Here is a 14,711-nt window from a genome sequence, read left to right as displayed (position 1 = left end):
CCTCCTATTTTTCCAACACGGTAATCAATTGCGTTTCTGCACTTAAATCATTCACCACAATAGCATTATCAATTCGCTTTACTAATCCTGCCAACACTTTTCCAGGACCACATTCCCATAATGTTTTGATTCCATTTTGTGAAAGCATCTGAATCGTTTCTACCCATCGCACAGGATGATCTAATTGTTCGGCTAATGCATGACGAATATCATCAGGATGCGAATGACTTGCTATATCCACATTGTGAATCACTTTAATTTTTGGAATAGAAATTTTAATATCAGCCAAAGCAGTAATTAATTTTATTTTTGCTGATTTCATCAGCTCACAATGTGACGGCACACTCACCGGAATTTTTTTCGCTAATTTCGCTCCAGCAATTTTTGCCAAATCAATTAATCGCTCAACAGCGGCGTTTTCACCCGCCACAACAGTTTGCCCAATCGCATTAAAATTGGCAGGAGAAACCACTTCGCCTTGAGCGGCTTCTTCACAAAGCGCGGCAATGCGCTCGTTGTCGAGTCCAATAATTGCAGCCATTGCACCAAATCCTACGGGCACCGCCTCTTGCATATATTGGCCTCGTGCGCGCACTAATTTTAATGCATCACCAAAATCAATGGCCTCAGCGCACACCAACGCACTGTATTCACCTAAACTATGTCCTGCTAAAAAAGCAGGCATCATGGCTTTTTTTTCATTCACAACTCGCCACAATGCAACGCTGGCTGCTAATAAAGCAGGCTGAGTAATTTCGGTTGAATTTAATTTATCTTCAGGACCTTGCGCAATAATATTACTTAAATCATAGCCTAAATGCTGATTAGCTTCTGAAAAAGTGGACTGAATAATGGGGTATTGATCAACAAGACTCATCAACATTCCAACTGATTGAGAACCTTGCCCCGGAAAAATGATCCCTAATTCTTTTTGCATGATATTAACTCCTCAAAACCTTTTTCACCTAAATTCCAATCGCGAAATCTAAGTATAATAATCACACATCTCACATTTGATCATTACTGAGAGAAAAGAATTTTGTCACAAAAGTTTCTCGAACTCGACAATATTATTCTTCCGAGAGTGATGTATTATTTAAAGTCTCTGCAACTAAATGTTCAATTCTTTCTCGCACATTCATACGCACTTGTAGCATAGCTTCCGAAATAGCATAAGTAAAAGCGCCTACATCTGCACCGCCATGACTTTTAATCACAATGCCCCGTAATCCCAATAAACTGGCTCCATTACGGCGACCTGGATCGATGGCATATTTTAATCGTGTGAAAATCGGTCGTGAAAGTAAAGCTAGGAATTTTGACCACAAATTAAATCGATAGGATTCTTTGAGATAATGTGCGAATAATTTTGCTGCACCTTCTAAGGTTTTTAAAGCAACATTTCCTACAAATCCATCACACACAACCACATCCACCTTACCAGAAAAAATGGCATCACCTTCAATATAGCCCACATAATTTATCGTATCACTTTCTATTAATCGCTGTGCAGCTTCTTTGACTTGGTCATTCCCTTTCATTTCTTCAGAGCCAATATTCAATAACCCAACGCGCGGATTATCAATGTTATCCACCGCCTTACACAATAATGAACCCATAATCGCAAATTGAAATAAATGTTCCGCGGTTGAATCGACATTGGCACCCAAATCTAATACTCGAACTTCTTTGTTCTCAATCATTGTGGGTAACGAAGCGATTATTGCTGGTCGATCGACACCAGGTAGCGTCTTTAGTACAAAACGAGCAATAGCCATAAGTGCACCAGTATTTCCCGCACTAACGCAGGCTTGAGCTCGTCCCTCTTTCACTAAATTGATGGCCACTCTCATCGATGAATCTTTTTTTGAACGCAGCGCAACAGACGGCAAATCTTCCATAGTTACATTTTGGGATGCCGACTGAATCTCGATGCGATTCGCAAACGCGTGATGGGTAAGTTGAGATTCTAATTCGTATTGATCACCCACCAAAATTAATCGCAATTCTGGATGTTGTGCCAAGGCTTTTAACGCAGCAGGAACAGTGACTATGGTGCCATAGTCACCGCCCATTGCATCAATGGCAATGGTGGTATATTCCAAGGTGCTTACTCTTCGTCGTCAGCCGAAAGTTCCGCTTTTTCAACGACTTGTCGACCCTTATAATAGCCATCAGCCGTCATATGGTGTCTTCGATGAGTTTCACCAGAAGTTTGATCAATCGTGATCGCTGGATCGCTTAACGCACTATGTGCTCGTCTATTTCCGCGTCTTCGCGGGGGAATTCTACTCTTAGGTACTGCCATTTATTACACTCCTCACATGTTTATTGCATGAATCAAGCAAAGCTTGATTCTGCTATCACTCGGGTTAACTTCCACGAGAATCGCTGAGTTTCTTCAGAACCGCAAAGGGATTGCTCTGCTCATCAGGCCCGCTACTCATCCACTGGCTGGGTAACGAGACCGAACACTCACCTTCTGAATGACTCGGCATTACAGGTAAATTCAACAACAACTCATCTTCGATGAGCGATCCTAAATCCACACCACTTTCAGTCACTAGCAAAGGCTCATAAGATTCCGGCAACTCTGCTATTGCGTCGTTATCGGCCACTACAGCCAACTCGACTGAATGCGCAATCGGATAAGGCATCGGCTGTAAACACCGCCCACACTCTAATATGCACTCAGCACTCACACTCATACGCACTATCGTCCGCATCGCAGCATCGTGCATAAAATGCAATGAAAAGTCAACACTACCCCCCGATTCTTTCAAGAGGGGCATTAATCGTTCACATTGTTGCAAAGGTAATTGACCTTGAATCTCTTCATTATGCTTTGCTAATTGAACGGGATTAATATTTTTCGGTAAAACTACAGTCGCCATCCCTCAAATGATACTTAATTTATAGGTATTGTGTCAAAGAATAAATACTTATATCCGCAATTCCTGTCCAAAGAAAATCTATGCCTTCAAGGTGATAGAACAGCTTCCTTTCGCGATGAGGGGTTTTAAAATCAACACCCCTGAATACAGGGCAGTGAGCTGCCAAAACACCCAAATTCCTTGACCGGGAGATGCTGTCGTTATATCCTGAGGGAAGTTGTTCGTCGATTTTTGTAGTATAAGGAGATACCATGACTCGATTTTTAAACACTGCGCTGGTCGCTGTGCTGATGATTCTCACACTCGGCTTAGCAACCGTTCATGCAAATCCCGCTCTCAATCAACCGGCCGGCGTTATCTTGAAAGAAATCACGCCTAACAATCCTAATCTACGCAATCCCATGATACAACCTGTCACACTCGTCAACTGGGTGCGTGATGCTGCTGTATTATCATTCTATTATAACCATAACAATGTCGATATGTGGTTAAACGATTATTCACATTATTTTACTCCTTTGGGATGGATTCACTACTACAATGCCCTCAGAAAGTCCGGCAACATTGAAAGAGTCAAAAATGAACGAATTACCGTCACTTCAACACCACTCGAGCCCCCTAAAATTCTATGGGAAGGTGTTGATTTAAATACCTACAAATGGCAAGTTCAAGTCGCTCTACTCGTTCACTATCAGGCAGAAACTGGAAGGACTGTTGAGCAAAAATTGATGGTCACCATGATGTTGCGCCGCACTGATGCTCCTAACAACAAAAATGGGATAGCCATCGATCAATTCATCGCAAAACCCTATTAAAAGATGAAAGAAAAGTTTAGCTTAATTTTTTAATCTGGCTAACTACTATAAATCTTTGGATATTTATTGATTATGGAATAACTCCCCTATGAATGACGAAAATTGGGACTCTGGCTTGGTGGACGATATAGATAATTCATTCGAAAATATCGATAAAATCTGTAAAAATAACCCTAATAAAGCTTTCTCAGATTTGATATTAACGATCAGTAAAATAAACTACCTGACAAATTCAGTCTTACAATCTTCAAATACGAATATAATAAAGCTAAATTTGTTCTGGAACACATTAAATAATAAACTTCAAAGTTGGTATTCAAACATCATGAATATACTCAATAAGCTAGCCGGCAATATTCAACCTAAATCATATACACTTACAATCGGGTATCCATTGTCTATATCAATAAGTGTAACGTGGTAAACCGATAAATTGGTATAATACTAGATACCCCGTATCCTTACCTATATTTTTAGGGATGATGGCGCTGCGTCTTGAGTTGCTGGGCAAAACTAGGCTCAAGCACCGCACAAAATGTTACAGGTTCGTTAGTACGAGGATCTTGGAAGCACAAACTGGCGGCATGGAGATATAAACGGTGTCTAAGGGGTCCTTTTAGAATCTTATCACGTTCACGATCACCGTATTTTGTATCACCGATTATGGGATGCCCAATGGCTTTGGCGTGAACACGTAATTGATGAGTGCGCCCCGTTAAGGGGCTCGCAAGCAGTAAGGTTGAGTGCATAAAACGTTTTAATACTTTAAAGTGTGTAACACATTCTTTACCGTTGGGATTCACTTTAACCATCCGCTCCCCCGAAACCAATACATCTCGTAATAAGGGTAAATCGACCTTTTTACGATCAAATTCACATCGTCCGTGAACTAACATAAGATAAGTCTTTTTAACCGTTTTAGCTTTAAATTGTGCTTGTATATTTTTGTTTATACTGGATTTTTTACTAATCAATAAACAGCCTGAAGTATCCCGATCAAGCCGATGAACCAGTTCCAACATTTTTGCATGAGGCCTTAATAATCGGAGGGTTTCAATCACACCCAACACCACCCCGCTCCCGCCATGCACAGCTATGCCAGAGGGTTTATTTAGCACCAAAATATCTTGGTCTTCAAAAATTATCTCTTGCTCAAGGTCCTTGAGTTTTCGATGCGCTTTTTTGATATCAATAAGAGGGGGGGCTTCTCTTCTCCGTAACGGCGGAATTCGCACCACATCACCTATTTTTAGACGATAATCGGCGCCAATTCGCCCCTTATTGACGCGAACTTCACCCGCACGAAGGGCCCGATATAATCGAGACTTCGGAACACCCTTGCATATTTTAACCAAGAAGTTATCAATGCGTTGCTGATCAGATCCCTCATCAACGATGATACTTTGAACTTGGACGAACGATTTGTCAGCCAAAACCACCCCTCAAAATTAACCTGAAATCCCCCTTTATGGGAGTATCGCTAATTTGCCTTCAACTAGAAAGTTTGTTATAATGAGTTTTACATTGAAACGCGCAAAGTACAGTTTACCATAAAAATGCGCAAATGAGTGATTTTATTGGATTGCAGCGGTCCTCAAGTAATGAGGTACAGCTGAAACGAATGGGTATTGTGGAGGATTCCACAATGAAAATTAAACGCATCGCGCTGAGAAAGATTCGGCGGAGCTAAAATAAGTTGAGCGAATTCTAGGAATTTGAAAACTTTAGAGAATGTGATGATGGAAGGATCTACTAGAACAGAAAATACAAGGTTAAATATAATATCCCCGTATACCATTTCTACATCACGACGTGCAATCTCTGCAAGTGAGAGCACGCTCCCTAGCTCTTAGGCCGGTATCCCTTATCGCGGTACTGACATGAGTTGAATATAATGGAAAGAATGTTAATTAATGCTTCTCAACGTGATGAGAAGCGTGTTGCGATCGTCGCTGAAAATGTCCTGTATGATTTCATCACTGAACGTCCTGGTTTCGAACAAAAAATTGGGAATATCTATCTAGCCAAAATTACCAGCATAGAGCCCAGCCTCGATGCTATATTTGTTGATTACGGTAGTGACCGGCACGGTTTTTTACCCCTCAAAGAAATTTCTAGAGAATATTTCATCTCAAAACCCGATCATGAGGGCCGTCAAAACATTCGCGATTTGCTCCGAATTGGCCAAGAAATTATGATCCAAGTAGAAAAAGAAGAGCGAGGAAATAAAGGCGCTGCATTAACTACTTACATTAGCTTAGCGGGATCCTATCTTGTTCTAATGCCCAACAGTCCACGTGCCGGTGGTATTTCTCGACGAATCGAAGGCGACGAGCGCGATCAACTGCGTGAGATTTTAAATCAAGTGAGCGTTCCCGAAGGTATGGGATTAATTGTCAGAACAGCCGCTATCGGACGAACAAACGATGAACTGAAATGGGATCTTGAAGTCCTTCTTTCTCATTGGAGTAATATTGTCGCTGCTGCAAAAACACGATCAGCGCCTTTCCTAATTCACCAAGAAGGAAATGTGGTCATTCGTGCAATTCGAGATTATGTCCGTCAAGATACTACTGAAATCATCATCGATGACGAAACAGAATTTCAAAATGCAAAACATTATCTCGAGCAAATTCGCCCTGATGTCGCAGACCGCGTTAAACTTTACACAGATTCCACACCACTTTTTAGTCGTTATGGCATCGAACATCAAATTGAAACAGCTTATAAACGATCAATAGACTTACCTTCTGGCGCCTCGATCGTAATCGATTACACTGAAGCATTAGTCTCAATTGACGTTAACTCTGCCCGCGCTACTAAAGGTAGAAATATTGAATCGACAGCATTTAATACCAATCTTGAAGCAGCCAAAGAAATTGCACGACAATTACGTTTACGCGATATTGGTGGCTTAATTGTCATCGATTTTATCGACATGCTTGATCCTAGCAATCAAGTGGAAGTAGAAAAACACCTCAGCCGAGCTCTCAAAAACGATAGAGCCCGAATTCAAATACAACGAATATCTCGATTTGGCTTGCTTGAAATGTCACGTCAACGATTGAGACCATCTTTGAGAGATTCACATCAGCATGTTTGCCCAACCTGTAGTGGACATGGAAGTATTCGCAGTGTGGATTCAGTAGCCCTTACGCTTGTCCGGATTGTTGAAGAAGAGGCACTCAAACCTCAAACCTCTGAAATTGTTATTCAAGCCTCTACTGAAGCGGCCACTTATTTGTTGAACGAAAAACGCCATTTATTAGCAGCGATCGAAAAAAACCATGAAGTGAAAGTCTCTGTAATTCCTAATCCGAATTTACAATCGTCAAACTTTATCAAAAAACGTATACGCGTTTCTGATGTTGACGAAGGTGGTATCTCTAGCTCAGATCGTCTTCAAGTAGCTCAAGTAGATATTAATCTTCCAAGTTCAACTGATCGCGCTGCACCTGACAAGCCCGCTGTTCAACAACTGATTCCTACACGTCCAGATAAATCACCGCAAACCGGCAGTTTAGTGAAACGCTTATGGAGCAGCATGTTCGGCTCGCAAGACGAAGACACTCAAGATACTAGAGTAACGAGCAGAGAACCCAGTCCACTGAAAATTGAAACCAAACCCAGTTATACCTCTAGAGCCCCTGCTGGAAAACAACGTCAACGTCGGCCTCGAAGTGATGACAATCAGGACAACCCACCTTCCCAGGAAAGCTCCGGCGACTCTCGTGGAAGACCGAACTCGCGATACAACAATGAAAGACAATCGACTGACCGTTCTACCCAACAACGTCGTGGAGAGCCACGTCAACGTTCACCAGGACCACGAAGCCGAACCACTGGAAGAAATCCCGCAACGAAATCATCGCCAAGCGAAAAATCCACACAGTATGGTGAACAATTTGAACCTCAAAGTTTTACACCCAAGACTCCTGTTGTAGCACCAATTTCACCTAAGCCCCCAGTACAGGAACCGCGTATTGAAGAAGCGCCCATCAAAATCAAAGCCAGTACTACAAGCACTTCTGCAACTTCAAAACTGCAAAATGTGAATGAAGCAACCCAAACAACTTCCGCTAATAAAACGGAATCTCCACAACCCACATTCACTTTTACATCGTATTCATCCGAAACCAGCTCGAGTACATCCGAACCTGTTCAGGGTACCTCAACAACAGCAGGGCAAAGTTCAGTACAAACAGCTAAACCTGCTAGTGTGTCGACCACAACCTCACCAGGTACACCGACGGCCACCTCTGTTCCACCCATTACAAATGATGGCTTCATGCCCGGCGCAATAAAGTTGAAAGAAGTGTCACCAAACAAAAGTGCTCCTTCTGAAAATACAACCAACGCACCAAAATCATCGACCCAGACTTCAAGCAGTAGTTCTGCGCCTACTTCTACTATAAGTCCAAGTACAGCTCCAAAAGCGGTACAAACTTCCAGTACGAGCTCAGCACAGGCCTCTAATATCAGTTCAAGTTCAAGCACAAGCCCAACAGCAGTGCAAACTTCTAGTAGTAGTACATCTACAGGCGTCAATACAACTACACCTCCAGCAGCTGCAGCTCAATCTTCAAGCAGAACAAGCGCACCTGCCGCAACGTCCTCTTCTCCTACACAAATTTCTGGTAGTAGCACAGGAATAGGCGGTTCTTCAGACAGACCTAAAATTTCTGAAAATGCCCCTATGCTGGGAGCTGCTAGCTCAACTGGAACTGGAACTGCAACAACTACTTCAGAACCCAGCAGCACTCAAACTCCTGCAAGCCAATCAGAACCCCTCAAATCAGATGAATATCAGAAACCTTTGGTTATCCGAGCAACAACAGAAGAAAAATCAAATGCAATTAATAAAACAGAGCAAACAGCGGAATCAAAAGATAAAGACAAAGAAAAAGCAGATTAACTTTGATGGTGGATTTTGGTGATACCAAAATCCACCATCAAATATCGTAACGAAAAGGCATATAGAAGTTGTCTTATTTTTAACCAACTAATTTTCTAATGACTTCTAAATCTTCTTCAGTATCAACTCCGTTTGGCACATGTTCTTTTGCAAGATCGACGTGTATACGACCACCGTACCACAACACTCGTAATTGTTCTAATGATTCCATTTTTTCCAAAGGACAAGCATCCCAAGATAAATATTCTTGTAAAAACCCCACTCGGTAAGCATAAATGCCAACATGTCGATAATGTAGACCTTTTAGTTCAGTGTCTGGTTTTTGCGGAAAATTATCACGTTCCCAAGCAATAGGCGCACGAGAAAAATACAACGCGTAACCGCGTTTATTCATAACAACTTTTACATTATCAGGACTAAACAATTCTTTAACATCAGTAATTTTTTCACACAATGTTGCAACACGCACATTTTCGTGGTCACGCAAATTTGTAGCCACTTGGTGTATCACAACAGGTGGAATGAGAGGCTCAGCCCCCTGTACATTCACCACTACTTCGTCTTCTTCATAACCTAACACTGTGACAGCTTCTGCCAATCGCTCAGTACCCGATTGATGGCTTTTTGATGTCATGCATACAGTTGCACCAAATTTTGAAGCTGCTTCTTTAATTCGCTCGTCTTCAGTTGCAATGACTACACTATCTGCACCACTTTGCATACACTGTGAATAAACGCGTTCTAAAATCGATTTTCCTGCAATATCCAACAGCGGTTTTCCCGGCATTCGCTCGGATGCATATCGAACTGGAATAATAATACGAAAAGTCATTTTTCAACCTCATTTTCTTCAACACGTCGAGCCTCTCGCTCTAACATTATCGGGATTCCATCCCGTATCGGAAATGCTAATCGATCAAGACGACAAATTAATTCCTGATCATTTTTTTTATACAATAGCTTACCTTTACAAATCGGGCAAGCTAGTATATCTAATAATTTACTGTCCATAATCGTCTCAGACATGAATAAAATTAAGAAACCTTGGAATTCATATTCTCATGAATAGATTCATCAGGCAATATAGTGTTTGAAAAGCTGATTTTAATTTGGTCGGGACGGAAGGATTTGAACCTTCGACCCCTTGCACCCCATGCAAGTGCGCTACCAGGCTGCGCTACGCCCCGAATTTATTCCAAATCTGCTAACACATTTTCTAAATCAGACACCACTTTACTTAATAAATCTTTAGACCGTTGATCAATCTTTTTTGTTTTGTTTTCTTTAGATGACAATCGAGCCCTAGCCCCTTCAATGGTATAACCTTGCTCATACAATAGCGATCTAATTTCTCGAATTGTTAAAACATCATCACGCTGATAATAGCGTCTATTTCCTCGGCGTTTTGATGGCGCTAATTGTGGAAATTCTTGTTCCCAATAACGCAATACATGTGGTTTAAGATCACATAATTGACTGACTTCACCGATCGAAAAGAAAAACTTATCGGGTATCGGTAGGAGCTCAGTCTTAGGTGTCTTGCTCCTCTTGAGATTCAGATCCTGCATATTTTTCCACCCTGGATTTAAGCTTTTGGCCCGCACGGAAGGTCACAACTCGTCGTGCTGTTACGGGCACTTCCTTACCTGTCTTCGGATTACGACCGGGTCTTTCACTCTTATCGCGTAACATAAAATTTCCGAAACCAGATAATTTCACCATCTCCCCACTTTCAAGTGATTGTCGAATTTCTTCAAAGAAGAGTTCCACAACTTCTTTAGCTTCACGTTTATTTAAACCGAGCGTACTAAACAAATGCTCTGCAATGTCAGCCTTCGTGATTGCCATAGTTCATCAAGCCCTTAATGTTACGTTGAACGTGCTTTTTAACTGTAAAACCACGTGGTCCATCACATCATTCACTTCCTGATCCGTTAATGTACGCTCAGGGTGCAAAAGCGTAATTGCCAACGCAACGCTTTTTTTGCCAACCCCTATAGCCTCGCCTGAGTACACATCAAAGATCCGAATGGCATCTAACCATTCACCCGCTGACCCCTTAATCACACCAACCAGTTCCTGCGCTTGCACCCCTGTATCAACAACAACAGCGATGTCTCTACGGACTGACGGAAACTTCGATACCTGTTGATATTGTGGCAGCAATGTGTTGATTATACTAGACAATTTGAGTGTAAATAAATAGATATTTTGACGCAAGTCAAATTTTTGAGCCAGGGCCGGATGCAGCTGCCCTACCCAGCCTACAGATTTTCCTTGAGAATCAATACGGGCACATTGGCCTGGATGCAAGGCGGGATGTTCTGCTGAAATAAATTCAAACGCACTGGATTGTCGTGTCAGGGAAATTAAATTTTCAACATCACTTTTTATATCAAAAAAATCTACGGGTCTCGATTTTAAACCCCATTGTTCAGGTTGCAAACTTCCTGCTAATAATCCTCCGACCCAATGTTCTTGAATGAGCTCAACTTTATCGTAAAAACACATTCCGATTTCAAATAATCGCACACGATCTTGTTGGCGATCAGCATTATGTTGATACGCTTGCAATAAACCCGGCCATAATGTTGTTCGCATCACTGACATTTCTGAAGAAATGGGATTGAGTAAATGATAGGGTTCATAATCTGGTGTGAAAACTTGTTCGATTTCGGGTGAGACAAAACTGTAGGTTATCGCTTCATGATATCCACGATCAATCAAACATTCTCGTACTCGATTGGTGTGCGTCACTTTTACGGAATCCACTTGCGGTGTCATTGGTACTAACGTGCGCGTAGTGGGAATATGATTATAGCCGTACATTCTCGCTAATTCTTCGATTAGATCATGTTCGGCTTGTAAATCATAACGATAACTAGGGGCAACTGTAGTCCAACCTTCCTCAGTTTTTGTAACACTCATACCGAGTGCATGTAAATATCGCTCAACATCTTCATCAGCAATATGAATACCAAGTATTCGAGGGATTCGGTCGCGACGTAATGAAATAGGATCTCGTTTTGGAAATTCACCCTGAGTGACTTCAAAAACAGGACCAGGACTTCCGCCGACAATATGGGTTATCAATTCCGTTGCATATTCAATGGCTGTCATTTGCATTGTATAATCAACACCACGTTCCCATCGATAACTTCCGTCTGTAGAGAGTCCAAAATCTCGTCCAGTAGCACGAATTGTTAGTGGCTCAAAATAAGCGCTTTCCAATAAAATATCGGTCGTTGATTCGCTCACTTCTGAATTTGCACCACCCATAATTCCCGCTAAAGCAAGTGGTTTTTCGTGATCACAAATTAGTAGTGACGTTTCATTTAAAGAAATATTTTTTCCATCGAGTAATGTTAAACTTTCTCCTTCTCGAGCAAAGCGCACTTCGATTCCGCCTTTAATTTTATTTAAATCAAAAGCGTGCATCGGTTGTCCCATTTCAATCATAATGTAATTTGTGACATCGACTATAGGGCTGATAGCACGCACTCCACTACGTCGTAATCGTTCTTGCATCCAAATAGGTGTCGTTGCATCTTTGGGAATACTACTGATAATACGTCCAACGTAACGATTACAACCATTAGCAGCCGTAATTGAAACAGGCAGTGTTTTTTTTGTTGTGGGAGGAACGTGCGCAGAAATCTCTTTTAATAGCGGAGAATTATTTAACGCAGCAACTTCTCGTGCGATACCAATAATACTTAAACAATCACCACGATTAGGTGTTAAATCGATATCAATGCATAGATCATCTAATTGTAAATAGTCACGTAAATCTGCAGCAATGGGTGCTTCGGGCGGTAATTCTATAATTCCATCAATATCCTTTGGCAATCCTAATTCTTCTGAAGAGCATAACATTCCATAGGAAACAACATCGCGAATTTTTGATTTCTTTATTTTAAAATCACCAGGTAAAACTGCACCAATTTGTGCAACAGCCACTTTCAATCCTGGACGAACATTTTTTCCACCACAAACAATTGTCAGCGCTTCATCGCCAACATTCACTTGGCAAATTTTTAATCGATCAGCATTAGGATGTTGTTCAGTACTGATCACTTCACCCACGATCACATTCGAAAAATCACCGGCAACCGGTTCGATCTTATCGACTTCGAGTCCAGCTAAAGTAAGTTGATCACAGAGTGCTTTTGTTTCAATCGGTGGATTCACCCATTGACGCAACCATTGCTCGCTGAATTTCATATCACACCACCCTTAAAATTGACGTAGAAAACGCAAATCGTTTTCAAACAATAATCGGATATCATCGATCCCATAATATAGCATCGCTAATCGTTCGATACCCATACCAAAAGCACAGCCTTGGTATCGTTCACTATCAACATTGCAGGCAGCAAGAACATTGGGATGCACCATCCCACAACCTAAAATTTCTAACCACCCTGTTCCTTTGCAAATGCGACATCCTGCTCCTCGACATTTTACACACTGAATATCAACTTCTGCAGAAGGTTCGGTAAAGGGAAAATACGATGCGCGAAATCGTAATCCAAAATCTGATTCAAAAAATTGATTTAGAAAATCCGATAAAATACCTTTTAAATCTGACATTGTCGTATGTTCATCAATCATTAACATTTCAAATTGATGAAACATCGGTGTATGTGTGTGATCATATTCATGTCGAAAAACACGCCCAGGTGTTAAAATTCGAATTGGCGGTTTTTGTGTTTCCATAACATGAATTTGTGTTGGTGATGTATGTGTTCGCAAAAGATTACCGTCTTCTAAATAGAAAGTATCTTGCATCGCACGAGCAGGATGATGCTCAGGAATATTCAGCGCTGTAAAATTGTAATATTCACTTTCAATTTCAGGACCTTCAATAATTTTAAATCCCATCGATTTGAAAATAGTTTCTACACGTTCCCGCACTTGACTTAGAGGATGTGCAGTGCCTAAGGTTTCTCCTCGACCAGGTAAAGTAACATCAGTTCGTTGAACTTCGAGTTTTTGTTGAAGCTGATTTTGAAGCAAATTTTGAGATCGTATATCGATTTGTTCCCTTATTTTCTCTTTTGCTTCATTAACGAGCTGTCCTATTTTTGGACGCTCTTCAGGAGATAATGCCCCTAGTCCTTTTAATAAATCCGTCAGTGTGCCTTTTTTGCCGAGGTATTGTACGCGAATTTCATCCAACGCTTGCAAATCATCAACAGCATTAATAGCTTGATGTGCTGCCGATACCATTTTTTCCAAATCCTGCTGCATGGAATCATCCTCATTAGCATTTCAATAGCAGTTAAATCCAAAAAAAAAGCCGCAAAGCGGCTTTTTTTGTCGCTGAGGCATTTATTGCGTAAGCGCCGCTTTCGCTCTCTCAGCTAATTGACCAAAACCCTCATGATCATGAATGGCAATGTCTGATAATACTTTTCTATCGATGCCAATATTGGCACGTTTCAATCCGTTCATAAAGCGACTGTAAGACAATCCAAACTGACGAGCTGCAGCATTAATTCTCACAATCCACAAACTACGGAATACCCGTTTCTTGGCTTTACGATCGCGATAAGCATACTGGCCCGCTTTAATAACAGCTTGTTTTGCAACGCGGTAGACTTTTCTACGTGCGTTGTAATAGCCTTTCGCTAATACTAAAACCTTTTTGTGTCTTGCTTTCGCTGTGACACCTCGTTTAACTCTTGGCATTTTCTCTCTCCAAAAAACTATCAGTAACTATCAGCTACTGTAAGGCTAACATCCGTCGCGCAGATCGCACATCCGACTTGCCAAGCAACGCTAAACCACGTAAATGGCGCTTCAACTTGGTACTTTTCTTCGTTAAAATGTGATTGCGGAACGCACGTCGGCGTTTAATACCACCAGCAGTCACTTTAAAGCGCTTCTTAGCGCCACTTTTCACTTTCAATTTAGGCATTTTCTGTACTCCATACAGGGCCTACTAGCCCCAAAACACGCGATCCTACCATGTTTAGTATGCGACAGCAACATCTACAGCATCTCTCGGTGAAGAATTTTCGGGTCGATGGGGCCAGATCCTGACTAATGACACCAAATTGTTCCATAAGCCCATAAAATATC

Annotated in this window: 15 protein-coding genes and 1 tRNA gene; 2 read left to right on the top strand and 14 right to left on the bottom strand. The window is 41.4% G+C overall.

The features are described from left to right. Positions 1 to 4: 4 nt before the first annotated feature. From fabD to K2X50_05980, 4 genes are all read right to left on the bottom strand, one after another. Positions 5 to 937 (bottom strand): ACP S-malonyltransferase, encoded by a 933-nt coding sequence (fabD, locus tag K2X50_05995; GenBank protein MBX9586791.1) that lies wholly within the window; start codon positions 935 to 937, stop codon positions 5 to 7. 133 nt (positions 938 to 1,070) lie between these two features. Continuing rightward, complete coding sequence (plsX, locus tag K2X50_05990) at positions 1,071 to 2,105, bottom strand: phosphate acyltransferase PlsX (GenBank protein MBX9586790.1); 1,035 nt, start codon at positions 2,103 to 2,105, stop codon at positions 1,071 to 1,073. Between the two features lie 5 nt (positions 2,106 to 2,110). Continuing rightward, positions 2,111 to 2,308, bottom strand: coding sequence for a 50S ribosomal protein L32 (gene rpmF, locus K2X50_05985; GenBank protein MBX9586789.1), 198 nt, complete (start codon positions 2,306 to 2,308; stop codon positions 2,111 to 2,113). A gap of 64 nt (positions 2,309 to 2,372) precedes the next feature. Continuing rightward, positions 2,373 to 2,894: a YceD family protein gene (locus tag K2X50_05980; protein MBX9586788.1), complete on the bottom strand. Its 522-nt coding sequence runs from the start codon at positions 2,892 to 2,894 to the stop codon at positions 2,373 to 2,375. A gap of 251 nt (positions 2,895 to 3,145) precedes the next feature. Between K2X50_05980 and K2X50_05975 the strand changes: the two genes are divergently transcribed. Next, positions 3,146 to 3,709: a DotI/IcmL family type IV secretion protein gene (locus tag K2X50_05975; GenBank protein ID MBX9586787.1), complete on the top strand. Its 564-nt coding sequence runs from the start codon at positions 3,146 to 3,148 to the stop codon at positions 3,707 to 3,709. A gap of 473 nt (positions 3,710 to 4,182) precedes the next feature. On the opposite strand, the gene K2X50_05970 is transcribed toward K2X50_05975, so the two are convergent. Next, complete coding sequence (locus tag K2X50_05970; GenBank protein MBX9586786.1) at positions 4,183 to 5,148, bottom strand: RluA family pseudouridine synthase; 966 nt, start codon at positions 5,146 to 5,148, stop codon at positions 4,183 to 4,185. A gap of 455 nt (positions 5,149 to 5,603) precedes the next feature. Here K2X50_05970 and K2X50_05965 point away from each other — a divergent pair, with 455 nt between their 5' ends. Next, a complete protein-coding gene (locus tag K2X50_05965) occupies positions 5,604 to 8,624 on the top strand; it encodes an Rne/Rng family ribonuclease (protein MBX9586785.1) in 3,021 nt (1,006 codons plus the stop codon). Between the two features lie 79 nt (positions 8,625 to 8,703). Here the strand turns inward: K2X50_05965 and kdsB are convergent, their stop codons facing one another. The 9 genes from kdsB to rpmI form a co-directional block, all read right to left on the bottom strand. Next, positions 8,704 to 9,456, bottom strand: coding sequence for a 3-deoxy-manno-octulosonate cytidylyltransferase (kdsB, locus tag K2X50_05960; protein MBX9586784.1), 753 nt, complete (start codon positions 9,454 to 9,456; stop codon positions 8,704 to 8,706). After that, a complete protein-coding gene (locus tag K2X50_05955; GenBank protein MBX9586783.1) occupies positions 9,453 to 9,635 on the bottom strand; it encodes a Trm112 family protein in 183 nt (60 codons plus the stop codon). Before K2X50_05955 ends, kdsB begins: the two co-directional genes overlap by 4 nt. Before the next feature lie 99 nt (positions 9,636 to 9,734). Beyond that, positions 9,735 to 9,811, bottom strand: a tRNA-Pro gene (locus tag K2X50_05950). Between the two features lie 3 nt (positions 9,812 to 9,814). Further along, entirely contained in the window at positions 9,815 to 10,192 is a 378-nt protein-coding gene (locus K2X50_05945) for a MerR family transcriptional regulator (GenBank protein ID MBX9586782.1), read from the bottom strand. Then, on the bottom strand, positions 10,155 to 10,472 hold the full coding sequence (locus K2X50_05940; GenBank protein MBX9586781.1) for an integration host factor subunit alpha: 318 nt from the start codon (positions 10,470 to 10,472) through the stop codon (positions 10,155 to 10,157). The genes K2X50_05945 and K2X50_05940 overlap by 38 nt, the downstream gene beginning before the upstream one ends. 6 nt (positions 10,473 to 10,478) lie before the next feature. Next, positions 10,479 to 12,848 carry a phenylalanine--tRNA ligase subunit beta gene (pheT, locus tag K2X50_05935; GenBank protein ID MBX9586780.1) on the bottom strand — a complete coding sequence of 790 codons (2,370 nt, stop codon included), beginning with the start codon at positions 12,846 to 12,848 and terminating at the stop codon, positions 10,479 to 10,481. Positions 12,849 to 12,860: 12 nt separating this feature from the next. After that, complete coding sequence (gene pheS, locus K2X50_05930; GenBank protein ID MBX9586779.1) at positions 12,861 to 13,877, bottom strand: phenylalanine--tRNA ligase subunit alpha; 1,017 nt, start codon at positions 13,875 to 13,877, stop codon at positions 12,861 to 12,863. 81 nt (positions 13,878 to 13,958) lie between these two features. Then, positions 13,959 to 14,318, bottom strand: coding sequence for a 50S ribosomal protein L20 (gene rplT, locus K2X50_05925; GenBank protein MBX9586778.1), 360 nt, complete (start codon positions 14,316 to 14,318; stop codon positions 13,959 to 13,961). A gap of 34 nt (positions 14,319 to 14,352) precedes the next feature. After that, on the bottom strand, positions 14,353 to 14,547 hold the full coding sequence (gene rpmI, locus K2X50_05920; GenBank protein ID MBX9586777.1) for a 50S ribosomal protein L35: 195 nt from the start codon (positions 14,545 to 14,547) through the stop codon (positions 14,353 to 14,355). Positions 14,548 to 14,711 lie beyond the last annotated feature (164 nt).

The sequence above is a fragment of the Gammaproteobacteria bacterium genome (genome assembly GCA_019748175.1).
Lineage (GTDB): Bacteria > Pseudomonadota > Gammaproteobacteria > JAIEPX01 > JAIEPX01 > JAIEPX01.
Note: the sequence above shows the minus strand (reverse complement) of the source record. Positions and strands in the feature narration are given on the sequence as shown.